Below are 24953 nucleotides of genomic sequence, written 5' to 3'. Positions count from 1 at the left end.
CCCGCCCGGTGTGGGGGCCCCGCACCGGGTGGGGTGCGGGGCTCGGGCGGGGTCCGGGTCAGCTGCGCCAGGTGTCGTTGAGCGTCACCCTGCCGCTCGCCGGGACGGTCGCGACGCGGTTGGCGCCGCTCTCCCAGGTGACGTTTCCGGCGGCGTCCTTGCGGACGTACTTGTACTCGAACGTCGTACCCGCGGGCAGGGTCACGTCGAGCTTCCACACGGGGTAGGCGGCCGGGTCGAGCTTCAGGGCGCTGCCGGTGTTCCAGTTGCCGAGGGCGGACTGGTTGCCGGTGACGTAGATGTTCTGGCCGGGGCTGGTGGTGGCGGTGACGTTGAACGACGCGCCGCTGGTGACGGGCGCCGGGGTGGTGCCGCCGCCTCCGCCGCAGGACGTGGCGCCCACGTGGAGGGCGAGGGCCGCGTTGGAGGCGAGGGTGGCGGTGAAGCGGCCGGAGCCGTCGACCGTGACGGGCGTGTTGCTCTGGACGTCGCAGTACGTGCCCGAGGGCAGCGACGTCTGGAACGTCCCGGTCAGCGGGCCGGTCTCGTGGTTGATGGCCACGTACGCCTTGGTGCCGCGCCCGAAGGCGATGGCGTTGTTGCCGTTGTCCCACCAGTTCGTGACGCCCTGACCGCGGGCCACGTTCCGGAAGGCGACCATGGACTTGATCTCGCGCCAGTCGTGCTGGCACTTCCAGCCGTCGGTGTAGCAGGCGTTGACGTGGCCGCCGTTGGGCGCGCCGGCGTCCTTGTCGGTCCACTCGTAGCCGGAGTGGACGTCCGGGGAGCCGTACGGCCAGGCCAGCATGAAGACGCTGGCCAGGGTGTAGTTGGCGCCGTGCTTGTAGTTCAGGGTGTCGCCGACGCGCTCGGTGTCGTGGTTGTCGACGAAGACCCCGGACTGGCCGGAGGGCATGTAGCCCCACGCCTCGCCGAAGTTCTTCAGGTACGCGAGCTTCTCACCGGTGAAGACGCGCTTCAGGTCGCGGGCGTAGCGGAACTCCTGCACGTCGCCGCTGCCGAGGTACTCGCTCGGCGAGACGGCCTCGCCCGCGCCGTGGATGGCCTCCTGCTTCCAGTAGGCGTTGGGGTTGGTGAGCCGGGACTTGATGTCGGCCAGGTCGGCGGCGGGCATGTGCTTGGCGGCGTCGATGCGGAAACCGTCCACGCCGAGCGACAGGAGGTCGTTCAGGTACGCGGCGATGCGGCCGCGCACGTACTCCTCGCCCGTGTCGAGGTCGGCGAGGCCGACCAGCTCGCAGTTCTGGACGTTGCCGCGGTCCTGGTAGTTGGTGACCTCGGCGGTGCAGTTGTCGAAGTCGGTGGCGGAGTAGATGCCGGGGTAGTTGTACTTGGTGTACGACGAGCCGCCGGTGCCCGTGCCGCTGCCCGCGGTCATGTGGTTGATGACGGAGTCGGCGACGACCTTGACGCCCGCGGCGTGGCAGGTGTCGATCATGCTCTTGAAGGCGGCGCGGTCACCGAGGGGACCGGCGATCCGGTAGCTGACGGGCTGGTACGCGGTCCACCACGTGGGGCCCTGGATGCGCTCCTGCGGCGGCGAGACCTGCACGTAGCCGTACCCGGCCGGGCCGAGCGTGTCCGTACAGGCCTTGGCGACGGACGCGAACTTCCACTCGAACATCACGGCGGTGACGTCCTTGTCGCCGGGCGCGGCCGCCTGTGCGGGCTGGCTGGGCGCCGTGACGCCGACTGCGGCTCCCGCCACGAGGGCGAGTGCGGCTGCCACGGTTCTTCTGGCCATGTTTCCTCCTGGGGAAGGGAGGTGCGGATGCGGTGGGGGGCAGCCTCGTACGGCAACGCGCCATGCCCGCAAGGCCGGTTGAATCTTCTTGCTGCAAGACGGCAGCAACAGTTTTCGGACGTGACCGTACGAGCCGTCCGGCGCGAGGTCAACCCCTGCGACACACTCCGCTCACATGTGGGTCATCGGGCGGAAACCAACAGGCTCCGGCCTCCTGCAAGGCCTTTCGCAAAGGATTGCAGTGGTGTTACGTTCAACCACGACTCCGGTCCGGCCGGCCGGGGGTTCCGGCCGAGCACCACGCCCCGGCGCGGCGCCCACGCCGTGATCCCACGCGCCCGTCCGGCCGGCCCGGTCCCTCCAGGAGGCCCGGGGCCCGCCCCCGCACCTGCCCCGCACGGGCCGGCCCCGGGCCTCCTCACCCTTACTCCCCTCCCGGTGAACCGTCCCGGCCCCGCACACGTCACAGTGGCGGTACGGGCGGACCCACCGGGAGGCCATAGCACACCAGTTGCCCGCGCGCTGTCGTTCCGCCGGCCGGGACGGCGCCGGCCGGCGCCTTGCCGGGGTGCGGCGGGGGCGGGGAACCGGCGGCCGGTGACGGAGAGCAGGCGCTCGCGGACCGCGCCCGGCGGGTGGCGGCGGCATGGGACGGCTCGGCCGCGGGAGCCGCCTGGCGCGCCGGGTACCACCCCCTGGGCGAGACGGCGAAGTTGCCGCGGGGCGGCCTGCACGCCGAGGCGGACGTACGGGCCTACGAGACCGGGAGCTTCGTCCTGCGCGGCGGGCTGCCCGCCACGTGGCCGAGGGAGGGCCGGGTGGCGTGGGCGTCGGGCGGCGCGCTCACCCGGCCGCTGGCGGGGCCGCCCACTCGTCTTCGAATGCCATGGCTCCCCCCATCCCGAAGGGGCCCAAGTAGCACCGCACGCTCAAACGGCCCTTGAGTTCCGGATCGGCTCGTGGCGGCAGTGGGAATGGGCGCAGCCCACCGGCCCCCAGGTGAGCTAGGGGCTGGTGGGCCGCTTGATGGATAAGCGCCCAGCCCTACACCCGCGGTGCCGTCGTGGAGCCGCGGACCACCAGGTCCGGCTGGAAGACGAACTCGGTGCGCTGGACCGGGTTGCCCTCGATCTCCTCCAGGAGGGCGTCCACCGCCGCCGTGGCCATCGCGCGGACCGGCTGGCGGACCGTCGTCAGGGGCGGGTCCGTGAAGGCGATGAGCGGCGAGTCGTCGAAGCCGACCACCGACACGTCGCCCGGCACGTCCAGGCCGCGGGCGCGGACCGCGCGGATCGCGCCCAGGGCCATCAGGTCGCTGCCGCACACGATGCCGGTGCAGCCCTGGTCGAGCAGGACGCCCGCCGCCGCGTGGCCGCCCTCCACGCCGAACAGGGTGGACTGGACGTACCCCTCCGCCGCCTCCCGCTCCACGCCCAGCATCCGGCCCATCGCCGACACGAAGCCCTCGGCCTTGCGGCGCGACGGTACGTACCGGGTGGGGCCGATGGCCAGGCCGATGCGCTCGTGGCCCAGCTCCACCAGGTGCCGCACGGCCATGCGCGCGGCCGCCCGGTCGTCGGGCGACACGAAATGGGCGTCGATGCGCTCGTTGAAGCCGTTGATCAGGACGTACGGCACGCCCCGCGCGGTGAGCCGCTCGTACCGGGACGGGTCCGCGGTCGTGTCGGCGTGCAGCCCGGACATGAACACGATGCCGGTGACGCCGCGTTCCTCCAGCTGCTCGACCAGCTCGTCCTCCGTGGCGCCGCCCGGCATCTGCGTGCACAGCACGGGCGTGTAGCCATGCCCGGCCAGGACCTGCTCGATGACCTGCGCGAACGCCGGGAAGATCGGGTTCGTCAGCTCCGGGATGAGCAGTCCGATGAGGCCCGCGCTGCGCTGCCGCAGCCGTACGGGACGCTCGTAGCCGAGCATGTCCAGCGCGGCGAGCACGCGGTGGCGGGTGTTCGGCGCGACGCCCGCCTTGCCGTTCAGGACCCGGCTGACGGTCGCCTCGCTCACCCCCGCCTGCGCGGCGATGTCCGAGAGGCGCGGGGCGCCGGCGGTCAGGTCGCCGGCGCCCCGGGTCAGGGGGACGGTCACACCGCCCACCAGACGGTCGTGTCGGCGGGCAGTTCGGTCGTGCCGTCCACGCTGGTGCGGACCGGCTCGCTGGAGAGCAGCATCCGGCCGGGCACGTCGATGCGGACCGGCCCGCCGGTCGTGTTCGCGGTGCACACGAACCCGTCCCGGCGGAACGCCAGTACGCCGTCGGGCGCGTCCAGCCACTCCACGCCCTCGCCCGCGCCGAGGCCGGGCTGCTCGCGGCGGACGCGCAGCGCGGCGCGGTACAGCTCCAGGGTGGAGCCGGGCACGCCGGTCTGCGCCTCGACGGACAGGGCGCCCCACGTGGCGGGCTGCGGGAGCCAGCTGCCGCCGGAGCCGAAGCCGTATGAGGAGCCCTCGCGCGTCCACGGGATCGGCACGCGGCAGCCGTCGCGGTAGCCGTCCTGGCCGGTGGCGCGGAAGAACGACGGGTCCTGGCGCACCTCGTCCGGCAGGTCGGTGACGTCGGGCAGGCCGAGCTCCTCGCCCTGGTAGACGTACGCGGAGCCGGGCAGGGCCAGCATCAGCAGGGTCGCGGCGCGGGCGCGGCGCAGGCCCAGCTCGCGGTCGCCGGGCTCGCGCAGCTGAGTGCCGAGGCCGGGCGGGTTGGCGAAGCGGGTGGCGTGCCGGGTGACGTCGTGGTTGGAGAGCACCCAGGTGGTGGGGGCGCCGACGGGCCGCATCGCGGCGAGCGACGCGTCGATGACCTTGCGGAGTTCGGCGGCGTCCCAGTGGGTGCCCAGGTACTGGAAGTTGAACGCCTGGTGCATCTCGTCGGGGCGCACGTAGTTGGCGGTGCGCTCGACGGTCGGGGTCCACGCCTCGGCGACGAGGACGCGCTCGCCGTCGTACTCCTCCAGGACCTTGCGCCAGCTGCGGTAGATCTCGTGGACGCCCTCCTGGTCGAAGAACGGCATGACGTCGTTGCCGAGCAGCTTCAGCTGGTCGTGGGCGCCGATGTCGGGCAGGCCGGGCGCCTTGACGAGGCCGTGGGCGACGTCCACGCGGAAGCCGTCGACGCCCATGTCGAGCCAGAACCGCAGGATGGAGCGGAACTCGTCGCGTACGGCGGGGTGGTCCCAGTTGAAGTCGGGCTGCTCGGGGGCGAACAGGTGGAGGTACCACTCGCCGTCGGCGACGCGGGTCCAGGCGGGGCCGCCGAAGATGGACTCCCAGTCGTTGGGCGGCCGTTCGCCGTTCTCGCCCTTGCCGGGGCGGAAGTGGTAGCGCTCGCGCAGCGGGGAGCCGGGGCCCTCGCGCAGGGCGCGCTGGAACCACTCGTGCTGGTCGGAGGAGTGGTTGGGGACGAGGTCCACGATGATCCGCAGGCCCAGTTCGTGGGCCTCGCGGACCAGGGCGTCGGCGTCGAGGAGGGTGCCGAACATCGGGTCGATGGCCCGGTAGTCGGCGACGTCGTACCCGGCGTCGGCCTGCGGCGACGCGTAGAAGGGGCTCAGCCAGACGGCGTCCACGCCGAGGTCCCTCAGGTAGGGGAGGCGGCTGCGGATGCCCTGGAGGTCGCCCATGCCGTCGCCGTTGCCGTCGGCGAAGCTGCGCGGATAGACCTGGTAGATCACCGCTTCTCTCCACCAGCCGGTGTCCGTGCCGGTGGTCGGGGCGGCGGGGGCGGCGAGGTGCTGGGTCATGTCTTCCCTGGGTGGAGTGGAATGGGGGCGGTGCCGGGTCCGGCGACGGGGCTTGTCGGGCCGGACCGGCACCGCCGTTCTGGGGCGCGGTGCGCCGGTACGGAAGGCCGTACGGGCGCGGGCGCCTGGTGCGGGGACGTACGGGCGCTCGGGCGGGCCGTCTCAGCCCTTCGTGCCGCCCGCCGTGAGCCCGGCGACGAGGTTGCGCTGGACCAGGAGGAACACGAGGCCCGCCGGCACGGTGATGATCACCGCGGAGGCCGTCAGGTAGCCCCACTCGGCCTTGTGCTGGCCGATGAAGCTCTGGAGGCCGACCGAGAGGGTGAGCATCGAGTCCGTGGACAGGAAGGCGCGGGCGAAGGCGACCTCTCCCCACGCGGTGAGGAAGGAGTAGAAGGCGGTGACGGCGAGGCCGGGCTTCGCGAGCGGCAGGATCAGCCGGTAGAAGGTGCCGAACGGGGTGAGCCCGTCCACGCGGCCGGCCTCGTCGATCTCGTGCGGGATCGTGTCGAAGTAGCCCTTCATCATCCACGCGCAGAACGGCACCGACACGGAGCAGTACGTGAGGATCAGGCCGAGGTACGAGTCGAGCAGGCCGAGCCTGCCGAGGATGTTGTACAGGGCGACGATCAGCACGGCGACGGGGAACATCTGCGTGACGAGCAGCACCCACATCAGCGACTTGTGGCCGGGGAAGCGCATCCGGGAGATGGCGTAGCCGGTGGAGGCCGCGACGAAGACGCCGATCAGGGTGGTGCCGGCGGCGATGAGCACCGAGTTGGCGAACCACTGCGGGAACGCGGTCTCGGTGAGCACATACGTGTAGTTGCTGATCTCCAGGCCGCCCTCGGCGCTGGTGGGCCTGGTCCAGCCCGCCCGGCCGCGCAGCGAGATGAAGATCATGTACGCGATGGGGAAGACCGCGACGAGGCTGGCGACGATCAGCGCGCCGTGCAGCCCGGCGGAGGCGAGCGGCGAACGCTCCTCGCGGCCGCGGACCTTGCGGCGGCCGGAACCGGAGCCGGAGCCCGCCGCGCGGTGGCCGCCGGTCGCGGCGTGGGCGGCCGGGGCGTTCTTCCGGGGCTGGGTCACCGTGCTCATCGGGCGACCTCCTGACGGTTGAGCATCCGACGGTAGAAGACGGCGAAGACCAGCAGCATGGAGAGGATGAGGATGCCGTACGTCGCCGCGCCCGCGTAGTCACGGACGGAGCCGAAGGCGAGGCGGTAGGCGTACGTCACGAGGATCTCGCTGTGCAGGGCGTTCGCCTCGCCGAGCATCAGGTAGATGATCGGGAACATGTTGAACGTCCAGATCGTGCCGAGCAGGATCACCGTGGCGCTGACCGGGCGCAGGCCGGGCAGGGTGACGTGGCGGAACCGCTGCCAGGGGCTGGCGCCGTCCATCTCGGCGGCCTCGTACTGCTCGCTGGAGATGGACTGCAGGCCGCCGAGGACGGCGACCATCATGAAGGGCACACCGAGCCAGACGTTGACGCCGATGACGGCGACCTTCTGCATGAACGTGTCGCCGAGCCAGTCCACGGGGCCCATGCCGAGCTGCCCGAGCACGGCGTTGAAGATGCCGGACTCGGAGTTGTACATCATGCGCCAGATGTACGTGGCCACGAAGGCGGGCACGGCCCACGGCAGGATGAGCAGCACCCGGTACAGGGAGCGGCCCCTGACCTTGCGGTTGAGCAGCAGGGCGAGGCCGAGGCCGATCGTGTAGTGGAAGAAGACGCAGGACACGGTCCACACGACGGTCCACAGGAGCTTCGGGTAGAACTCGCCGTCGGCGCCGGACAGCACCCGCCAGTAGTTGTCGAAGCCGACGAACTGGTACGTGGCGGGGATCTCGGTCGCGCCGAGCTGCTTGGCGACGTTCAGCTCGTTGGCGTCGGTGAACGACAGGTAGACGCCCCGGCCCAGCGGGTAGGCGATGAGTACGCCGATGACCAGGACCACCGGCAGCACCATGGCCCAGGCGTACCAGTGCCGGTCATACGAACGCTTCATGCGGGTGAGCAGCCCGGCCCGGGCAGGCCGCACGGCCGTGGCGGGGTCTGCGGTGGCTGTCTTCATGGAAGTTGGTTTCCCTCAGGTCTGTACGGGTCCGGCCCGGACCGGCGTTCCGCGCCTTCGCGGGGTGCCGGTCCGGGCCGAGGGGGCTCATTCGACCGAGTACTCCTTGAGGGAGTTGATGCTGGTCTTCCACTTCTGGGCGGTCGTGTCGAGGCCCTTCTCGACGGTGGCGTTGCCCTTGAGGATCTCGATGTACTGCTTGGTCCACTCGGTGAACATGTCGCTCACGCCGGCGACGGCGGGGCGGGCGGTGGAGTCGGCCAGCACGTTCTTGAAGGCGGCGCGGATCGGGTCGGCGACGACCTTGACGGTGTACGCGTCGTCACGGGTCGGCAGGACGCCGGTCTCGGTGGCGGCGAACTCCTGCGAGGCGGCGGAGGTCATGAACGCCACGAACTTCTGCGCGGCCTCCTTGTGCGGGGCGTCGGCGCCGTTGTAGACGACCAGGTTGTGGCCGCCGGTGGGCGTGCCCGCCTTGCCGGAGGTGCCGGACGGGACCGGGGCGACGCCCAGGTTGTCCTTGTTCTTGAACGCCTTGCCGGTCAGGTCGTCGGCCGTGGACCACGGGCCGTTGATGACCATGGCGACCTTGCCGTCCTTGAAGGCGGCCTGCATGTTGTTGTAGCCGTCGGTGAAGTCCGGCTTGACGGCGGCACCGCTCTTGATCATGTCGACGACGGTCTGGACGGCCTTCTGGCCGGCCGGGTCGTTGACGGTGATCTTCTTCTTGTCGGTGTCCACCATCATGCCGCCCTCGCCGTAGAGGAACGGCAGGGCGAAGTAGCTGTCCGGGTTGAGGTAGATGCCGTCGACGCCGGTCTTCTGCTTGATGGTCTTGGCGGCGGTGGACAGCTCGGCCCAGGTCTTCGGCGGCTGGACGCCGGCCTTCGCGAAGACCTCCTTGTTGTAGAGGAGCGCGAGGGCGTCGGTGACCTGCGGGACGCCGTACAGCTTCCCGTTGACCTTGGCGCCTTCCACCAGGCCCTGGTTGAAGGAGCCGATCTCCTTGACGGCGGGGGTGCCGTCGAGCGGGGCGAGGTACTGGTTCTCGGCGAGACCGGCGGTCCAGCCGACGTCGGCGCGCAGGACGTCGGGGGCGTTGCCGGCCTGGGCGGCCGTCTTGTACTTCTGCTCGGCCTCGGCGAACGGGACGTTCTGGTACTTGACCTTGATGTCCTTGTTGGCGGCCTCGAACTTCTCGATCAGCTTCTTGTAGGTCGGAGCCTCGTTCGTGGCGTCCGAGGTGTCCCACCACGTGATGGTGACCGGGCCGCCGGCCGCCGCCTTGTCCTCACTACCGCCGCCGCAGGCCGTCGCCGCGAGGGCCAGGCTCGCGACCAGCGCGGTGGCCGCTATGCCACGCCGCATGTGAACTCCTTCAACTGATCCCGGGGAAGACCGAGGCGGAAGATCTTGCGATGACTTGCCACCTGCCGACCGCTCCTTCGCGGCGCGCCGGGTTGCCAGGAACGTAACAGGGATGAAAACGAGCCGAAAGACCTTGCGGCAACTTTCTGCAAGGTCAGGGGATCGTTACATCCACGTGTCCCTACAGTTGCCGTCGCATCGCTTGACACGCCAGGCACGGGCGCCTCTCGCCGCCTCCCGCCCGCTCCCACGCGCCCCCGTGGGCGACCTTGCGGGACCGCCGAAAACTTTGCAAGCCTTTTCAGAACGCTTGCAGAACGTCGCGTTCCGGACGAGAGGCATCCGCGCCATGGCCCATGAGCTGACCACCCCCGCCCGGACGCCGCGAGACCGGCGTCCCGCTCCGCCCGCCCGCCCCGGCTGGTGGCGGGACGCCGTCATCTACCAGGTGTACGTCCGCTCCTTCGCCGACAGCGACGGCGACGGCATCGGCGACCTGCGCGGCGTACGGGAGCGGCTGCCGCACCTGGCGCACCTCGGCGCCGACGCGGTGTGGCTCACCCCGTTCTACGCGTCGCCGCAGGCGGACGGCGGCTACGACGTGGCGGACTACCGCGCGGTGGACCCGGTCTTCGGGGACCTGGGGGACGCCGACGCGCTGGTGCGGGCGGCGCACGAGCTGGGCCTGCGGGTCATCGTGGACATCGTGCCCAACCACACGTCGGACCGGCACCCCTGGTTCCAGGAGGCCCTGGCGGGAACGGGACGTGACCGGTACCACTTCCGCCCCGGCAAGGGCCCGGACGGGTCGCTGCCGCCCAACGACTGGGAGTCCGTCTTCGGCGGTCCGGCGTGGACGCGGGTCGCGGACGGCTCCTGGTACCTGCACCTGTTCGCGCCCGAGCAGCCCGACCTGAACTGGGACCACGAGGAGGTGCGGGCCGAGTTCGCGTCGGTGCTGCGGTTCTGGCTGGACCTCGGCGTGGACGGCTTCCGGATCGACGTGGCGCACGGGATGGTGAAGGCGCCGGGGCTGCCCGACATCGGCCGCCGCGAGCAGGCCCGGCTGATCGGCGCGCAGCAACTGCCGTTCTTCGACCAGGACGGCGTCCACGAGATCCACCGCGAGTGGCGGCGCCTGCTCGACTCGTACGGCGAACCGGGCGACTCCGGCCGCGGGCAGCGGATCGGGGTGGCCGAGGCGTGGGCGCCGACACCGGAGCGGCTCGCCCTCTACGTACGCCCCGACGAGCTGCACCAGGCGTTCAACTTCCACTACCTGCGCTGCCCCTGGGACGCGGACACGCTGCGGAGGGTGATCGACGAGTCGCTGAGGGCAACCACGTCGGTGGGCGCCCCGGCGACGTGGGTGCTGTCCAACCACGACGTCGTACGGCACACGACCCGGCTGGGCGGGCTGCGCCGGGCGCGGGCGGCGGCGCTGCTGATGCTGGCGCTGCCCGGCTCGGCGTACCTGTACCAGGGGGAGGAGCTGGGGCTGCCGGAGGTCACGGACCTGCCGGACGAGCTGCGCCAGGACCCGGCGTTCCACCGGGGCGAGGGCCAGGACGGGCTGCGGGACGGCTGCCGGGTGCCGATCCCGTGGACGCGCGGCGGCTCGTCGTACGGGTTCGGGCCCGGCGGGAGCTGGCTGCCGCAGCCGGAGGGGTGGGGCGCGCTGTCGGTCGAGGCGCAGACCGGCGACCCGGCCTCGACGCTGGAGCTGTACCGGGCGGCCCTGGCCGTACGGCGCGAACACCCGGCGCTGGGCGCGGGCGGCCTGGTGGAGTGGCTGCCCGCACCGGCGGGGCTGCTGGCGTTCCGCCGGGTCGCGGAGGGCGGCGGCGGGGAAGGTGCCGGGCGCGCGGGCCGTAGCGGCGGCCCGGGTCGTACCGGCGGCCCGGCGGCGGGCACGGCCGTCGTGTGCGTGACGAACACGACGGACCGGGCCGTCGAGATCCCCCGGCCCGGCGGACCGGACGGGCGGCTCCTGCTGTGCAGCGACCCGGGCGAGGAGTGCGGCGCGCGCCCCGTCGAGGACCCGTCCCAGGCCCCCGTACAGGCCCCCGGCCGGCACCGGGAGGCGGCCGCGGACGGCGCGCGCGGCACCGTGGTCATCGCCCCCGACTCCTGCTCCTGGTGGGCAATCTGACGTGCGCCCGGTACAGTCCCACCACATGACCGCGCGGCTAGCCGACATCGCAGCCCAGGCGGGGGTCAGTGAAGCCACAGTCAGCCGCGTGCTCAACGGCAAGCCCGGTGTGGCCGCCGCCACCCGCCAGTCCGTGCTGGCCGCGCTCGACGTACTCGGCTACGAACGGCCCGTACGGCTCCGCCAGCGCAGCGCCGGACTCGTGGGGCTGATCACCCCGGAGCTGGACAACCCGATCTTCCCCGCGCTCGCGCAGGTCATCGGCCAGGCGCTCACCCGCCAGGGATACACGCCCGTCCTCGCCACGCAGACCCCCGGCGGGTCCACCGAGGACGAGCTGACCGAGATGCTGGTCGAGCGCGGCGTCTCCGGCATCATCTTCGTCTCCGGGCTGCACGCCGACACGACCGCCGACACCCAGCGCTACGACCAGCTGCGCGGCAAGGGCGTCCCGTTCGTCCTGATCAACGGCTTCTCCCCGGAGATCCAGGCGCCGTTCGTCTCTCCCGACGACCGCGCGGCGATGAAGCTGGCGGTCACCCACCTCGCCTCGCTCGGGCACACACGGATCGGCCTCGCGGTCGGCCCGAAGCGGTTCGTGCCCGTGCTGCGGAAGATCGAGGGCTTCCACGCGGGGATGCGGGAGCGGCTCGGGCTTCCCCCCGAGGAGATCGAGGAGTTCATCCAGCACTCCCTGTACACGCTCGAAGGCGGACAGGCGGCGGCTGGCGCGCTCATCGAGCGGGGCTGCTCGGCGATCGTGTGCGCCAGCGACATGATGGCGCTCGGCGCGATCCGGGCCGCCCGGCAGCGCGGACTGCGCGTGCCGCAGGACGTCTCCGTCGTCGGCTTCGACGACTCCCCGCTCATAGCCTTCACCGATCCGCCCCTGACGACGATCCGGCAGCCGGTGCAGGCGATGGGGCAGGCGGCGGTGCGGGCGCTGCTCGAGGAGATCGGCGGTACGCCCGCCCCGCACAGCGAGTTCGTCTTCATGCCGGAGCTGGTGGTGCGCGGTTCGACGGCCTCCGGACCCCAGGGGCAGCGGTCCTCCGAAAGACGGACCAATGGCGGCGAGAATCCGATTGAAGGATGATCGAACAGCAGCACCTTTCTGGCAGACTCTCCGCTCATGGGTGACAGGATTTTGACCACGTCGGAAGGCTCTTCGGCGTCACGCCGGGCCACGTGGGACCGGTTGCGGGCCCCGCGCCATCCGCGCATCTGGTTCGAGATCCTGCTCATCGCCGTCAGTTACGGCGTGTACTCGCTCATTCGCAACGCGGTACCGGAGCAGAAGGCGCAGGCGCTGCGCAACGCCGACTGGATCTGGCGCGCCGAGCACAGCCTGGGCCTGGCCTTCGAGAAGACCGTCAACCACGCGGCGGACTCGGTGGACTGGCTCATCGTGTCGATGAACTACTACTACGCGACGCTGCACTTCCTCGTCACCATCGGTGTGCTCGTGTGGCTCTACCGCTGGCATCCGGGCCGTTACGCGGCGATCCGGATGATCCTGTTCTCCACGACCGCCATCGCCCTGCTCGGCTACTACCTGTACCCGCTCGCTCCCCCTCGGCTGATGGAGAGCGAGAACTTCATCGACACGGTGCTGGTCCACCAGACCTGGGGCTCGATGGCGTCGGGCGACCTGAAGAACATGTCGAACCAGTACGCCGCGATGCCGTCGATGCACATCGGCTGGTCCCTGTGGTGCGGACTGGCGATCTTCGCCCTGGCCAAGGCCCCGTGGGCGCGGATCCTGGGTCTGCTGTACCCGGCGCTCACGCTGGTCGTGATCGTCGCGACGGCCAACCACTTCTGGCTGGACGCGGTGGGCGGCATCCTCTGCCTGGCCTTCGGCGTGGGCCTCGTGTGCGCCTGGTACGGCAAGCCGCCGCACCGGCTGCCCCGGTACGTGCGCGGGCGCGGCGCCCGGGCCGGCGCGGGCGGCGGCGCGGTGGGCCCGGTCCCGGTGCCCGAGCCGGCCGCCCCGGTGGCCGCGCTGGAGGCGGACGGCCCGGCGGCGCCGGTGGCGGGCGCGGCGCGGGTGCCGTAACAGCGCGTACGGGGCGTGTTCAGGCCGCGACACGGCGGGTTCAGGTCAGCTGCCGCCCGGCGTCGGCGGCGTACCCCCGTCGGTCCACGCCCGTGGATCAGCGCGGTCCGCTCTCGTGGATCAGGCCCACGCCGCCGCGAACGGCCCGGCTCACGCCCCGTAGAACAGCTCGTCCACCACGGCACGGGCGCGGCGGGTCGTACGGCGGTAGTCGTCCACCATCTCGCCCGCGTGACCGGGCCCGTACCCCAGGTAGCGGCCCACGGCGGCCAGTTCGCGCGCGCCCGCCGGGAACGTGTCGCCGGCCCGGCCCCGTACGAGCATCACGCCGTTGCGGACGCGGGTGGCCAGGACCCACGCCTCGTCCAGGGTCCGCGCGTCCTGCCCGCCGATGAGACCGGCCTCGCGGGCGGCGGCGAGCGCCTCGCGGGTGCTGGTGGTGCGCAGGCCCGGCACCTCGTGGGCGTGCCGCATCTGCATGAGCTGCACCGTCCACTCCACGTCCGACAGGCCGCCCCGGCCGAGCTTCGTGTGGAGGGTCGGGTCGGCGCCGCGCGGCAGCCGCTCGTTCTCCATGCGGGCCTTGAGGCGGCGGATCTCCCGTACGGCGGCCTCGTCGAGGCCCTTCGCCGGGTACCGCAGCGGATCGACCAGCTCGATGAACCGGCGGCCCAGGTCTGCGTCGCCGGCCATCGGCTCGGCCCGCAGCAGCGCCTGGCTCTCCCAGCCGAGCGACCAGCGCCGGTAGTACGCCTCGTACGACTTGAGGGTGCGCACCAAGGGACCGCTGCGGCCCTCGGGGCGCAGGTCGGCGTCGATCAGCAACGGCGGGTCGGCGGTCGGCAGTTGCAGCAGGCGGCGCATCTCGGCGACGACCCGGTTCGCGGCGCGGGCCGCCTCCTGCTCGCCCACGCCGTCGCGCGGCTCGTGGACGAACAGCACGTCGGCGTCGGAGCCGTAGCCCAGTTCGTGGCCGCCGAAGCGGCCCATGCCGATGACGGCGAAGCGGGTGGGGAGCGTGTCGCCCCACTCGGCGCGGACGGCGGCGCGCAGGGCGCCCGCGATCGTCGCCGCGTTGAGGTCCGTGACGGCCTGCCCGACGCGGTCCACGAGGGCGCCCGCGTCGGGGTGGGCGGGGGCCTCCTCGGTGCCGTACGAGGCGATGATGTCGGCCGCCGCGGTGCGGAACAGCTCCCTGCGGCGCACCCCGCGGGCCGCGGCGACGGCCTGCTCGGGGGTGTCGGCGCGGCCGACCGCGGCGAGGATCTCCGGCTCCAGGTGGCGGCGGCCGCGCGGCTCCAGGCCCTCGCGCGCGCCGAGGATGGCGACCGCCTCGGGGGCGCGCAGCAGCAGGTCGGGGGCGAGGCGCCCGGCTGACAGGACGCGGGCCAGGTTCTCGGCGGCGGCGCCCTCGTCGCGCAGCAGCCGCAGGTACCAGGGGGTCGTGCCGAGCGCGTCGGACACCTTGCGGAAGCCGAGAAGTCCGGCGTCGGGGTCGGCGGAGTCGGCGAACCAGCCGAGCAGCACCGGCAGCAGGGTGCGCTGGATGGCGGCCTTGCGGCTGACGCCGGACGACAGGGCCTCCAGGTGGCGCAGGGCGGCCGCCGGGTCGGCGTAGCCGAGCGCTTCGAGCCGCTGCCAGGCCGCCTCGGGGCTGAGCCGGATCTCGCCGGGGGCGAGCTGGGCGACGGCGTCGAGGAGGGGCCGGTAGAACAGCTTCTCGTGGAGGCGCCGCACGACGGACGCGTGCCGCTTCCACTCCCGGATGAGCTCCGCGACCGGCTCGGTGCGGATGCCGAGGGACCGGCCGAGGCGGCGCAGGTCCTCCTCGCCCTCCGGGACGAGGTGGGTGCGGCGCAGCCGGTACAGCTGGATGCGGTGCTCCATGGCGCGCAGGAAGCGGTACGCGGCCTCCAGCTGCGCGGCGTCGGCCCGGCCGACGTACCCGCCCGCGGCGAGGGCGGCGAGCGCGTCGAGGGTGGTGCCGCTGCGGAGGGTGGCGTCGCTGCGGCCGTGGACGAGCTGGAGGAGCTGGACGGCGAACTCCACGTCGCGCAGGCCACCGGGGCCGAGCTTCAGCTCCCGCTCCAGGTGGGCGGGCGGGATGTTGTCGACGACGCGGCGGCGCATCTTCTGCACGTCGGTGACGAAGTTCTCCCGCTCGGCGGCCTGCCAGACCATCGGGGAGAGCGCGTCGACGTAGGCGGCGCCCAGCTGCGCGTCCCCGGCGACGGGGCGGGCCTTGAGGAGCGCCTGGAACTCCCAGGTCTTCGCCCAGCGCTGGTAGTAGGCGACATGGCTGGAGAGTGTGCGCACGAGTGGGCCGTTGCGGCCCTCTGGGCGGAGGTTGGCGTCCACGGGCCAGATGGCGCCCTCGACGGTGGTCTCGGAGCAGATCCGCATCAGGTGGGAGGCGAGGCGGGTGGCGGCCTGGAGGGCGTCCCGCTCGTCGGTGCCGTCGACGGCCTCCGCCACGAAGATGACGTCCACGTCGGAGACGTAGTTCAGCTCGTGGCCGCCGCACTTGCCCATCGCGATCACCGCGAGGCGGCAGCGCGCGGCGTCGTCGGGGGCGGCGGCCTCGGCGATGGCGAGCCCCGCGCGGAGCGTCGCCGTGGCGAGGTCCGCCAGCTCGGCGGCGGCCTGGGCGACGTCGGTGGTGCCGCACACGTCGCGGGCGGCGATGCCCAGCAGGCAGCGGCGGTAGGCGACGCGCAGCGCGACCGGGTCGGTGGCGGCGGCGAGCTCCCGTGCGAAGTCGGCGACGCCGGGGTGCAGGTCGGCCGCCTCGTACGTGACGAGGGCCCGCCAGTCCAGCGGGTGGCGCGCCAGGTGGTCGCCGAGCGCCTCGGACGCGCCGAGCACGCCGAGCAGCCGGTCCCGCAGCGGCTTGGCGGTGACCAGCGTGGACAGCAGCTCCTGCGGCCCGTCGGGCTGGGCCTCCGCGAGCCGTACGAGCCCGCGCAGGGCGAGGTCCGGGTCGGCGGTGACGCCGAGGGCGTCGAGGAGGACGGGGTGGGAGCGGACCGGGGCCAGCGCGGGCCCTTCGAGGAGCTGTTCGGCGGCGGACGGGTCGGTGAAGCCGTGCCGCAGCAGCCGTGTGAAGGTACTGCTCCTACGCCCCGGCGCCGTCGTCATGTCGGCCTCTCCCTCCACCCGTGCACGCTCCACCCGAGCCTATCGGCCCCGGTGGCGGCGGCGCGGCGGGTGGCGGTGTCTCAGCGGACGGTCCGGTACCGCAGGTGCGTGACGTCGGGCGTGTCGACGACCCGGTCCTTCACCAGCCGCAGGGCGGGGTCGACGCCGTCGAAGAGGCGCAGGCCGTCGCCCAGCAGAACGGGCACGAGGTGCAGCTCCAGCTCGTCCACGAGCCCGGCGTTGAGGTACTCGCGCACGGTGTGGGCGCCGCCGCTGATCTGCACGTCCTTGCCGTGCGCCACGGCCCGCGCCTGGTCGAGCGCGGCGTGGATGCCTTCGGTGACGTACGTGAAGACGGTGCCCTCGCGGACCCAGGCGTCGCGGGCGCTGGTCGTCAGCACGAACACGGGCGCCCGGAACGGCGGCGGCTCGGGCCACGCCCGCTCGCCCTCGTCGAACATGCGGCGGCCCATGACGTACGCCCCCGCGCGGTCGAAGGTCTCGGCGACGACCAGCCCGGACCGCCCGGTCTCCCCGCCGCCGGGCCCCTGCCGGTTCCGCCACGCCTCGACGCCGTACAGCCACGCGTGCAGCCGCTCGCCGCCGTCCCCGAGGGGGTTGTCGGGCCCGGCGTGCGGCCCGGCGACGTACCCGTCCAGGGAGATCCCCAGACTCGCGAAGACCTTGCTCATCCCCCCATGCTCCCCCGCGCCCCCGCGGGCCGCACCGCGACACGGCCCGGCGGAGGGGCGCCCGCGCCGGCACCCACTCGGGTGCCCGCAGATGCTGACCGGCGCTTACAGCACGGGGAGGTTCTTCCGCAGCTCGAACGCGGTGACCTCGGAGCGGTACTCCTCCCACTCCTGCTTCTTGTTGCGGAGGAAGAAGTCGAAGACGTGCTCGCCGAGGGTCTCCGCGACCAGTTCGCTGCGCTCCATCAGGGAGATCGCCTCGCCGAGGTTCTGCGGGAGGGGTTCGATGCCCATCGCGCGGCGCTCGCCGTCGGAGAGGGCCCACACGTCGTCGTCGGCGCCGGGGCCCAGCTCGTAGTTCTCCTCGATGCCGCGCAGGCCGGCCGCCAGGAGGACCGCGTACGCCAGGTAGGGGTTGCAGCCCGCGTCCAGGGAGCGGACCTCGATGCGGGACGAGCCGGTCTTGCCGGGCTTGTACATGGGGACGCGGATCAGCGCGGAGCGGTTGTTGTGGCCCCAGCAGATGTACGAGGGGGCCTCGCCGCCCGATCCGGCGGTGCGGGTGGAGCCGCCCCAGATGCGCTTGTACGAGTTGACCCACTGGTTGGTGACGGCGGAGATCTCCGCGGCGTGCCGCAGCAGGCCCGCGATGAACGAGCGGCCGACCTTGGAGAGCTGGTACTCGGCGCCGGACTCGTAGAAGGCGTTGCGGTCGCCCTCGAAGAGCGACAAGTGGGTGTGCATGCCCGAGCCGGGGTACTCCGAGAACGGCTTCGGCATGAACGTGGCCTGCACGCCCTGCTCCAGCGCCACCTGCTTCATGACCAGGCGGAACGTCATGATGTTGTCGGCCGTGGAGAGGGCGTCGGCGTAGCGCAGGTCGATCTCCTGCTGGCCGGGGGCGCCCTCGTGGTGGGAGAACTCCACGGAGATGCCCATGGACTCCAGCATCGTGATGGCCTGGCGGCGGAAGTCCATGCCGACGTTCTGCGGGGTGTGGTCGAAGTAGCCGGAGCTGTCGGCGGGGGTGGGCCGGCTGCCGTCGACCGGCTTGTCCTTCAGCAGGAAGAACTCGATCTCGGGGTGGGTGTAGAAGGTGAAGCCGAGGTCGGAGGTCTTCGCGAGGATGCGCTTGAGGACGTAGCGCGGGTCGGCGAAGGACGGGGAGCCGTCGGGCATGAGGATGTCGCAGAACATCCGGGCCGTGCCGGGCGACTCGGCGCGCCAGGGGAGGATCTGGAAGGTGGCCGGGTCCGGCTTGGCGATCATGTCGGACTCGTAGACGCGCGCGAACCCCTCGATGGCGGAGCCGTCGAAGCCGATGCCCTCGTCGAAGGCCTGCTCCAGTTCGGCGGGGGCGACGGCGACCGACTTGAGGAAGCCGAGCACGTCGGTGAACCACAGGCGCACGAAGCGGATGTCGCGCTCCTCCAGGGTTCGGAGCACAAATTCCTGCTGCTTGTCCATTTCCACACCCATCCTCGCTGATCAGGGCCAGCATGCCACCACACGGTTTCGTGCGCGTTGCGAACCCATAGTGCCCGCCACGTTGTGGCGTACGTAACGCCAGGGGCGGTGGTACGGGCGGAGGGCCGGGTGGCGCGGACGGCGGTGCGCGCGGGGCGGGCGGCGGGGGCTTCGCGCAGACTGGGCCCCATGGACCGTGTCCCGAGGGAACTGCCCGGCGCCCGTGCCCCCGGCTGGCTGCGGGCGTTGCCCTGGGGGCTGCTGGCGGGCGTGCTGACCGCCCAGCTCCTGACGCCCGAGACGGTGCAGCTTGGCTTCGCGTTCGCGGTGATCCCGCCGCTGGCGTCACTGGCGTACGGGATGCTCGGCACGGCCCTGGTGGCGGTCGTCCTCACGGGGCTGCTGGCCGTGCCGGGCGTGCGGGCCGAGCATCTGAGCCCCGGTGACCTGCTGGCGCTGGGGCTGATCGGGGCGGTGAGCGTGCTGCTGGCGTGGGCCCGGCGGCGGCGCGACGCCCAGCTGGTGACGGTGCGGACGGTCGCGGAGGCCGCCCAGTACGCGGTGCTGCCTCCGATGCCGCCGCGCGTGGGGCCGGTGCGGTGCGGGGCGCTGTACCGGGCGGCGGTGCGTACGGCGCTGGTCGGCGGCGATCTGTACGACGTGCAGTCCAGCCCGTACGGGGTGCGGGCGGTCGTGGCGGACGTGAAGGGGCACGGCCTCTCGGCGGTCTCGACGGTGGCGGCGCTGCTGGGCACGTTCCGGGAGGCGGTGCTGGACGAGCCGGAGCTGACCGGGGTGGCCGCGCGGCTGGACCGGCGGCTGGTCGTGGACTCCGCGCGGCAGGCCGAGACGGAGCTGTTCGCGACGGCGGTGCTGATCGAGTTCCCCGCCGGGGAGACGGGAGAGGCCGGGGACGAGGGCAAGGCCGGGGACGGGCGTCCCGGGCGGGAGGTGGCGGCGCGGGTGCTGAGCTGCGGGCATCCACCGCCGCTCATCGTGACCCGGGACGGGGGGCGGGAGGTGGAGCTGGAGTCGTGCCCGCCGCTGGGCCTTGGACTGATGGAGTTCGCCGCCCCGGAGCCGGTGACCGTACCGCTGGACTCGTCATGCGTGCTGCTCGCGCACACGGACGGGGTGACGGAGGCGCGTGACGCGGACGGGGAGTTCTACCCGCTGGCCGAGCGCGTACGGGCTGAGCTGGACCCCGTGGCACTGGTGCGGTGGGTGTGGCGGGACGTGTGCTCGTACACGGGCGAGATCGCCGACGACGTGGCGCTGCTGGCCCTGCGGGTGAGCCGCGACGACTGAGGGCAGGGGCCGGGAGGCGGGCTACCGGATACCGGGGGACGGGGGGTGGCCTGACCCCGGGGGTGGCCGATTACCATCACGCCCATGGAGGGCCTGCGGCTCATACGCAACACGCGCCCCGCGCGCATCGTGCGTCCCATGGCCCTGTTGAGCGCCGTGGCGACGCTCCTCGCCGCGCTGTACCTCTGTTCCGGCCCGGCGGGCCATTCGGCGGGGCTCGGGGCGCACTCCGGCCAGGACGGCGCCGCCGTGTCCGCCGCCGGGCACCCCTCGGCGCGTGCGGCCGTCGTGGCCGACCCGCTGCCGTTCGATCCCGCCGCGGTGGTCTGGAGCCGGTTCGTCTGCCCGTACGACGACCGCGACTGCGGCCTGTCCCCGCCGCTGAACCCGGCGGTGCTGACCGTCCCGCCGATGGACCCGCCGCTGTACGCGGACGGGCTCGCCCCGCTCGGCCCCGCGCCCGGGGCGGTACGGGCGGACGGCACCCGCGCCCCGCCGCGCGCCCCCGACCTGCACGTCCTTCAGGTGCTGCGGACCTGACGGACGGCCCGGCGCACGGCCGTGCCGGCGCCGGCTCTCCCGTCAGCTCCCCCTTTCCCCCGCGCGCCCCCGACCGGGAGCGCTTTCGCAGAAGGACATCGATTCACCATGGCCGCCAACCGTTCCTCGTCCGCCGACCGCCGGGCCCGCATAGAGCAGATGCGCAAGGCCGAGCGGGCCCGCGAGCGCCGCACGCGCGTCATCACCCTGTCGCTGAGCGGCGCCGTCGTCGCCGGTCTCGTCGGCTTCGGCGCGTACGTGCTCAACGAGGAGTCGAAGGAGAAGCAGCAGCAGGAGGCCGCCGCCAAGGCCCCCATCAAGGACGAGAAGACCTGGGACGCGAAGACGCTGGGCCGCGAGCACGTGACGCAGACGGTGGCGTACCCGATGAAGCCGCCGGTCGGCGGTGACCACCACCAGGTGTGGATGGACTGTGACGGCACCGTCTACAAGGAGCCCGTCCCCGAGGTGAACGCCGTCCACTCGCTGGAGCACGGCGCGGTGTGGGTGACGTACAACGACAAGGCGCCGAAGGACGCGGTCGAGGCGCTGGAGAAGAAGGTCTCCCGGACGCCGTACACGATGATGAGCCCGGTCAAGGACCAGGCCGGCGCGATCATGCTGTCGGCGTGGGGCAAGCAGGTCACCGTGGACGACGCCGACGACCCGCGCGTGAACCAGTTCTTCACCAAGTACGTGCAGGGCCCGCAGACGCCGGAGCCGGGCGCGGCGTGCACGGGCGGGCTGAACGGGATGACGAAGAAGTGACCTCCCGTACGGAGCCGGAGCCCGGGTCGGGTCCGGAGGAAGGTCCGGAGGCGGGCCCGGAGGCGGAGGCGGCCGGGGTGGTCGTCACCCGTACGGGCCCGGGCGGCCGGACGTTGTGGCTCGCGGCGGGGGTGGTGGTCCTGGCGCTGCTGTTCGCGGGCTGGGCCACGCTCACGGCGCTGGGCCGGGACGGCGGGGGCTCCTCGGCGTCGGCAGCCGCCGTGCCGGGCGACGACTCGGCGGACGCCGGGTTCGCCCGGGACATGTCGGTGCACCACCAGCAGGCGGTGGAGATGTCGTTCATCGTGCGGGACCGCACGGACGACGACGAGGTGCGCCGCCTGGCGTACGACATCGCCAACACGCAGGCGAACCAGCGCGGCATGATGCTGGGCTGGCTCGACCTGTGGGGTCTGCCGAAGACGGCACCGGACCGTGAGCCGATGGCCTGGATGGGCGGCGGCCACGGCTCGTCGCACGACGGTCACGGCGCCTCGCCCGAGGCCGGTCACGGGAACACGCACGGCGGCCACGACGGCGGGCACGGGGCCGCGCACGGCGGTGGCGGCTCGGGCGGCTCGGGCGGTCAGGTGGCCGACGGCGGGGCGCTCATGCCCGGCATGGCCACCAAGGCCGAGCTGGAGCGGCTGCGTTCGGCCGACGGCGTCGCCGCCGAGGTGCTGTACCTCCAGCTGATGATCGACCACCACAAGGGCGGCGTGGACATGGCGCAGGGCTGTGCCGACGCGTGCCGCGTGGACGTCCAGCGGAACCTCGCGCAGGGCATGGTGGACGCCCAGCAGTCGGAGATCAACCTGATGACCGACCTGCTGGCGAAGCGCGGCGCCAAGCCGCGCGGCTGACCCGCACGGGCCCCCGCCGGCCGGCCACGGCTCGGCGCGCGGGCCCGGAACCGGCCGTCGCGGCCGCCTCCCGAAGGCGGTCGCGGCGGCCGCCAGCGGTCGCGGGGGCGGGTGGGCGCGTTGAGAATGGAGGGGCTCGGGGAGACCACGTATGCCCTTTACGGAGGAACGCGCCTCATGACCACCGCCCGAGACATCATGCACCCCGGGGCCCACTGGATTCCCGCCCACGAGACCCTGGACCGTGCCGCGCAGCTGATGCGCGAGCACAATGTGGGCGCGCTGCCCATCGCCGACGAGAACGAGCGGCTCTGCGGCATCGTCACGGACCGCGACATCGTCATCAAGTGCGTCGCGGCGGGCCATGACCCGTCCCGTGTCACCTGCGGCGACATCGCCGAGGGCACCCCCCGCTGGATCGACGCCAACGCGGACGTGAACCAGGTGCTCCAGGAGATGCGGGGCCACCAGATCAAGCGCCTCCCGGTCATCGAGAACAAGCGGCTGGTCGGCATCATCAGCGAGGCCGACCTCGCCCGGCACCTGCCCGACGACCAGGTCGCCGAGTTCGCCCAGGGCGTGTACGCGCGCGCCTGACCCGTACGTACGCCACGCCCCCGCCGGCCTCACCGGCCCGGCGGGTGGAGGACCGCCCCGGCCACCGCGCCGGGGCGGTCCAGCATGATCAGGTGCCCCGCGTCGGGGACGAGGGCGAGGCGGGCGTCCAGGGCGGCGGCGAGCGCCCGTTGGCGGGCCGTCCAGCGGTCGGTGCCGTCCGGGGAGTCGGGGGCGGCCAGCACGGTGACCGGCAGCGCCCCGGGCAGCGGGTGCCGGGCGCGCAGGGCGAGGAGCCCGGCGGCGACGGCCCGGTAGTGGGCGTTCTCCAGCAGGGCGCCGTCCAGCGCGCGGCGGCCCCGGTAGCAGCGGCGTACCGCCTCGGGGCGGGCCGGGTCCGGCGCGTACCCCGCACGGGACAGGCGGACCAGCGCGCGGCGGGCGTACGGGCCCAGCGCGGCCGGCACGCCCGCGGCGGCGAGCACCGCCCCGGTGGCCCGCGCCGCGGCCGTGCGCAGGGCGGCGGCCCGCGCACCCGGCATCCGAGCGGCCTCCTCCGCGGACGCGTCCGCCAGGACCAGCGCGGCCGTACGCGCCGGGTACAGCCGCGCGAACGCCTCCGCGTGGAACCCGGCCAGGGAGTGTCCGACGACCGTCGCCCGCTCACCGCCCATGCCGAGCGCGTCCAGCAGGGCGGCGATCCGGTGCGCCTCGCCCCGCGCGGTCGGCGCCGTGCGGGCGGGGCCGCTCAGCCCGTGCCCCGGCCGGTCGAAGCGGACGACCGTGCGGTGCGGGGCCAGCAGCGGCACGACCGGGTCCCAGTCGAACCAGCACAGCGCGAGCCCGGCGCTCAGCACGCACACCGGGCCGGAGCCCTCGACGACCACGTGGTGCGGCACGCCCCCGATCCGTACGAACCGGCTCCCCACCCCCACGACCGCCCGGTCCGCGACCGCCCGGCCCACGGCCGCACCGGGGCCCGCCGACCGCCCCCGGCTCACCGGCGCGGCCCCGTGCGGGTGACCCGCCCCCGGCTCACGGGAGCGCGCCTGTCCGGGTCCCGCCCCCGGCGGCCGGCCGCACGCGGGCCCGCCGACCGCTCCCGGCTCACGGCCGCGCCCCCGTCCGGGTGGCCCGTCCCGCCCGCAGGCTCCACGCCAGGAGCAGCAGCCACACCGCCACCAGCAGGAGTTGCGCGCGCTGGCCCGCGCCGAGCGCCCAGTGGCCGCGCCCGGCCTCGAACGCGGCGACCGCCACGAGCGTCCACGCGGTGGCGGCCAGCTCCAGGACCACGAGGACGGGCCCCGTACGGGCGAGGGGCGGCCACCAGCCGTAGCGGCGGGCGGCGACGGTGAGCGCGACGACCGCCGTGACCGCGCCGACCATCGCGAGGCCGGAGCTCACGGCGTGGGCGGCGTGGGTGAACGGGACGAGACCTGCGTCCTCGCGGGCCGCGCACGCGGTGTCGGCGGTGGGCGCGCAGCTGAGCGGCAGCCGGGAGTCGACGGCGGTGGCCGCGCCGAACAGGGCGAGCGCCGCCCATCCGGTGGCCGCCCAGAACCGGCGCCGGGCGGCGGCCAGCGGGGGCAGCGCGGCGGCCAGCAGCAGGACGCCCGCGACCAGGTCGGCGGTGCGGAACAGGGCGCCGAGCGGCTGGTCGGTGGCTGCCAGTTCGCTGACGTACGACTGGACGGGGTCCAGGCCGGCGGCGAGCGGCAGTTCCAGGAGCCAGACGCTGTACGCGAGGGCGCCCAGCACGATCAGGACCGCCCCGAACGGCCCTGGCGCGCCGCCGCCGCGCCCGCGTTCCTCACGCGCGGCCCCGTCTCGCGCCCACGAGGGCCGACGCGCCCCGCCGGCGCCCCGCGTGCCGTCGTCGTCCCGCCGGGCGCCCGCACCGGCGGTACCCCGGAGGGGTAGGCTGCGGAGCATGGTCGCCAGGGTGAGGGTGCGGCGTGCCGGGGGCGCGTCGCGGTACGGGCAGCTCGTGCTGCTCGCCGCCCTGCTGTTCGGCATCGTGACGATGCACACGTGGGGCCATCCTTCGGAGCATGCGGGTGCGCACTCGGTGGCGGCGCCCGCGCACGGCCCGGCGTCCCCGGCGGATTCCTGGGAGCTCTCGGAGTCACACGGGCACGCGACCGCGCACGGGGCCCCGGCGCCTGTCGCCCCTGAAGACGCGCCGCTGAGCGGTTTGGATGCGGCCTCGATGTGCCTGGCGCTGATCGGTTCGGCGGGCTTCGGCCTGGCCGGGCTGGGCGCGCTGCGGCTGCCGCGGCGCGGCCGTCGTACGGTACGCGGCCCGGACGCGGGTTCCGCCGTCCGGTGGGTACCCGGCGCCCTGTGGCACCCGCCCCCGCCGACGCCCCTGCGCGTGGCCCTCGCGGAACTCTCGGTGTTGCGGATCTAGAAGCGGCGCGACACGGCACCCGCCCGTGTCCC

Annotated in this window: 20 protein-coding genes; 9 read left to right on the top strand and 11 right to left on the bottom strand. The window is 73.4% G+C overall.

The genetic code is table 11. The features are described from left to right. Positions 1–58: 58 nt before the first annotated feature. The 6 genes from J116_RS20755 to J116_RS20730 form a co-directional block, all read right to left on the bottom strand. Complete coding sequence (locus tag J116_RS20755) at positions 59–1765, bottom strand: carbohydrate-binding module family 20 domain-containing protein (RefSeq protein ID WP_028964333.1); 1707 nt, start codon at positions 1763–1765, stop codon at positions 59–61. Positions 1766–2809: 1044 nt separating this feature from the next. Beyond that, positions 2810–3877 carry a LacI family DNA-binding transcriptional regulator gene (locus J116_RS20750; RefSeq protein ID WP_023588994.1) on the bottom strand — a complete coding sequence of 356 codons (1068 nt, stop codon included), beginning with the start codon at positions 3875–3877 and terminating at the stop codon, positions 2810–2812. After that, on the bottom strand, positions 3865–5517 hold the full coding sequence (locus J116_RS20745; protein ID WP_023588993.1) for a glycoside hydrolase family 13 protein: 1653 nt from the start codon (positions 5515–5517) through the stop codon (positions 3865–3867). The genes J116_RS20750 and J116_RS20745 overlap by 13 nt, the downstream gene beginning before the upstream one ends. A gap of 162 nt (positions 5518–5679) precedes the next feature. Continuing rightward, the gene (locus J116_RS20740; RefSeq protein WP_023588992.1) at positions 5680–6618 is read right to left on the bottom strand and encodes a sugar ABC transporter permease; all 939 of its coding nucleotides are present in this window, start codon (positions 6616–6618) and stop codon (positions 5680–5682) included. Beyond that, complete coding sequence (locus J116_RS20735) at positions 6615–7601, bottom strand: carbohydrate ABC transporter permease (RefSeq protein ID WP_023588991.1); 987 nt, start codon at positions 7599–7601, stop codon at positions 6615–6617. The genes J116_RS20740 and J116_RS20735 overlap by 4 nt, the downstream gene beginning before the upstream one ends. An 87-nt stretch (positions 7602–7688) precedes the next feature. Next, a complete protein-coding gene (locus J116_RS20730; protein WP_023588990.1) occupies positions 7689–8969 on the bottom strand; it encodes an extracellular solute-binding protein in 1281 nt (426 codons plus the stop codon). A gap of 349 nt (positions 8970–9318) precedes the next feature. Here J116_RS20730 and J116_RS20725 point away from each other — a divergent pair, with 349 nt between their 5' ends. Genes J116_RS20725 through J116_RS20715 form a run of 3 tightly spaced genes read left to right on the top strand, consistent with a single transcriptional unit; the run spans position 9319 to position 13180 of the window. After that, complete coding sequence (locus tag J116_RS20725) at positions 9319–11121, top strand: glycoside hydrolase family 13 protein (protein ID WP_037946833.1); 1803 nt, start codon at positions 9319–9321, stop codon at positions 11119–11121. Between the two features lie 25 nt (positions 11122–11146). Next, positions 11147–12217 (top strand): LacI family DNA-binding transcriptional regulator, encoded by a 1071-nt coding sequence (locus J116_RS20720; protein ID WP_023588988.1) that lies wholly within the window; start codon positions 11147–11149, stop codon positions 12215–12217. A 36-nt stretch (positions 12218–12253) separates the two neighbouring features. Then, positions 12254–13180, top strand: a complete 927-nt coding sequence (locus tag J116_RS20715) for a phosphatase PAP2 family protein (RefSeq protein ID WP_079147782.1) — start codon at positions 12254–12256, stop codon at positions 13178–13180. 150 nt (positions 13181–13330) lie between these two features. Here the strand turns inward: J116_RS20715 and J116_RS20710 are convergent, their stop codons facing one another. The 3 genes from J116_RS20710 to glnA all read right to left on the bottom strand — a co-directional run bounded on the left by J116_RS20710 (position 13331) and on the right by glnA (position 18477). Further along, positions 13331–16318 (bottom strand): bifunctional [glutamine synthetase] adenylyltransferase/[glutamine synthetase]-adenylyl-L-tyrosine phosphorylase, encoded by a 2988-nt coding sequence (locus J116_RS20710; protein ID WP_028964330.1) that lies wholly within the window; start codon positions 16316–16318, stop codon positions 13331–13333. An 80-nt stretch (positions 16319–16398) separates the two neighbouring features. Continuing rightward, complete coding sequence (locus J116_RS20705; protein WP_023588985.1) at positions 16399–17010, bottom strand: dihydrofolate reductase family protein; 612 nt, start codon at positions 17008–17010, stop codon at positions 16399–16401. Between the two features lie 105 nt (positions 17011–17115). Next, positions 17116–18477, bottom strand: coding sequence for a type I glutamate--ammonia ligase (gene glnA, locus J116_RS20700; RefSeq protein ID WP_023588984.1), 1362 nt, complete (start codon positions 18475–18477; stop codon positions 17116–17118). 189 nt (positions 18478–18666) lie between these two features. Between glnA and J116_RS20695 the strand changes: the two genes are divergently transcribed. The 5 genes from J116_RS20695 to J116_RS20675 all read left to right on the top strand — a co-directional run bounded on the left by J116_RS20695 (position 18667) and on the right by J116_RS20675 (position 22553). After that, positions 18667–19785, top strand: a complete 1119-nt coding sequence (locus tag J116_RS20695) for a PP2C family protein-serine/threonine phosphatase (protein WP_037948088.1) — start codon at positions 18667–18669, stop codon at positions 19783–19785. Between the two features lie 138 nt (positions 19786–19923). After that, positions 19924–20325, top strand: coding sequence for a hypothetical protein (locus J116_RS20690; RefSeq protein WP_235617369.1), 402 nt, complete (start codon positions 19924–19926; stop codon positions 20323–20325). Positions 20326–20433: 108 nt separating this feature from the next. Continuing rightward, positions 20434–21093, top strand: a complete 660-nt coding sequence (locus J116_RS20685) for a DUF3105 domain-containing protein (RefSeq protein ID WP_023588983.1) — start codon at positions 20434–20436, stop codon at positions 21091–21093. A gap of 77 nt (positions 21094–21170) precedes the next feature. Further along, a complete protein-coding gene (locus tag J116_RS20680; RefSeq protein ID WP_028964327.1) occupies positions 21171–21956 on the top strand; it encodes a DUF305 domain-containing protein in 786 nt (261 codons plus the stop codon). Positions 21957–22133: 177 nt separating this feature from the next. Further along, the gene (locus J116_RS20675; RefSeq protein WP_023588981.1) at positions 22134–22553 is read left to right on the top strand and encodes a CBS domain-containing protein; all 420 of its coding nucleotides are present in this window, start codon (positions 22134–22136) and stop codon (positions 22551–22553) included. 29 nt (positions 22554–22582) lie between these two features. Here J116_RS20675 and J116_RS20670 read toward each other — a convergent pair whose 3' ends face one another. Beyond that, positions 22583–23419 (bottom strand): alpha/beta hydrolase, encoded by an 837-nt coding sequence (locus J116_RS20670; RefSeq protein ID WP_201258861.1) that lies wholly within the window; start codon positions 23417–23419, stop codon positions 22583–22585. A 199-nt stretch (positions 23420–23618) separates the two neighbouring features. After that, entirely contained in the window at positions 23619–24443 is an 825-nt protein-coding gene (locus tag J116_RS20665; RefSeq protein ID WP_079147781.1) for a DUF998 domain-containing protein, read from the bottom strand. On the opposite strand from J116_RS20665, the gene J116_RS28765 reads away from it, so the two are divergent. Further along, a complete protein-coding gene (locus J116_RS28765) occupies positions 24442–24921 on the top strand; it encodes a hypothetical protein (RefSeq protein WP_079147780.1) in 480 nt (159 codons plus the stop codon). The genes J116_RS20665 and J116_RS28765 overlap by 2 nt on opposite strands. Positions 24922–24953: the final 32 nt, after the last annotated feature.

It is taken from the genome of Streptomyces thermolilacinus SPC6 (assembly GCF_000478605.2).
GTDB lineage: Bacteria > Actinomycetota > Actinomycetes > Streptomycetales > Streptomycetaceae > Streptomyces > Streptomyces thermolilacinus.
This window is presented reverse-complemented; position numbering and strand designations above follow the sequence as displayed.

Coding starts and splice junctions, on each gene's coding strand:
- J116_RS20755 (WP_028964333.1), bottom strand. CDS start 1,765: ATGGCCAGAAGAACCGTGGCAGCCGCACTCGCCCTCGTGGCGGGAGCC.
- J116_RS20745 (WP_023588993.1), bottom strand. CDS start 5,517: ATGACCCAGCACCTCGCCGCCCCCGCCGCCCCGACCACCGGCACGGAC.
- J116_RS20740 (WP_023588992.1), bottom strand. CDS start 6,618: ATGAGCACGGTGACCCAGCCCCGGAAGAACGCCCCGGCCGCCCACGCC.
- J116_RS20735 (WP_023588991.1), bottom strand. CDS start 7,601: ATGAAGACAGCCACCGCAGACCCCGCCACGGCCGTGCGGCCTGCCCGG.
- J116_RS20730 (WP_023588990.1), bottom strand. CDS start 8,969: ATGCGGCGTGGCATAGCGGCCACCGCGCTGGTCGCGAGCCTGGCCCTC.
- J116_RS20725 (WP_037946833.1), top strand. CDS start 9,319: ATGGCCCATGAGCTGACCACCCCCGCCCGGACGCCGCGAGACCGGCGT.
- J116_RS20720 (WP_023588988.1), top strand. CDS start 11,147: ATGACCGCGCGGCTAGCCGACATCGCAGCCCAGGCGGGGGTCAGTGAA.
- J116_RS20715 (WP_079147782.1), top strand. CDS start 12,254: ATGGGTGACAGGATTTTGACCACGTCGGAAGGCTCTTCGGCGTCACGC.
- J116_RS20710 (WP_028964330.1), bottom strand. CDS start 16,318: ATGACGACGGCGCCGGGGCGTAGGAGCAGTACCTTCACACGGCTGCTG.
- J116_RS20705 (WP_023588985.1), bottom strand. CDS start 17,010: ATGAGCAAGGTCTTCGCGAGTCTGGGGATCTCCCTGGACGGGTACGTC.
- glnA (WP_023588984.1), bottom strand. CDS start 18,477: ATGGACAAGCAGCAGGAATTTGTGCTCCGAACCCTGGAGGAGCGCGAC.
- J116_RS20695 (WP_037948088.1), top strand. CDS start 18,667: ATGGACCGTGTCCCGAGGGAACTGCCCGGCGCCCGTGCCCCCGGCTGG.
- J116_RS20690 (WP_235617369.1), top strand. CDS start 19,924: ATGGCCCTGTTGAGCGCCGTGGCGACGCTCCTCGCCGCGCTGTACCTC.
- J116_RS20685 (WP_023588983.1), top strand. CDS start 20,434: ATGGCCGCCAACCGTTCCTCGTCCGCCGACCGCCGGGCCCGCATAGAG.
- J116_RS20675 (WP_023588981.1), top strand. CDS start 22,134: ATGACCACCGCCCGAGACATCATGCACCCCGGGGCCCACTGGATTCCC.
- J116_RS28765 (WP_079147780.1), top strand. CDS start 24,442: ATGGTCGCCAGGGTGAGGGTGCGGCGTGCCGGGGGCGCGTCGCGGTAC.
- J116_RS20665 (WP_079147781.1), bottom strand. CDS start 24,443: ATGCTCCGCAGCCTACCCCTCCGGGGTACCGCCGGTGCGGGCGCCCGG.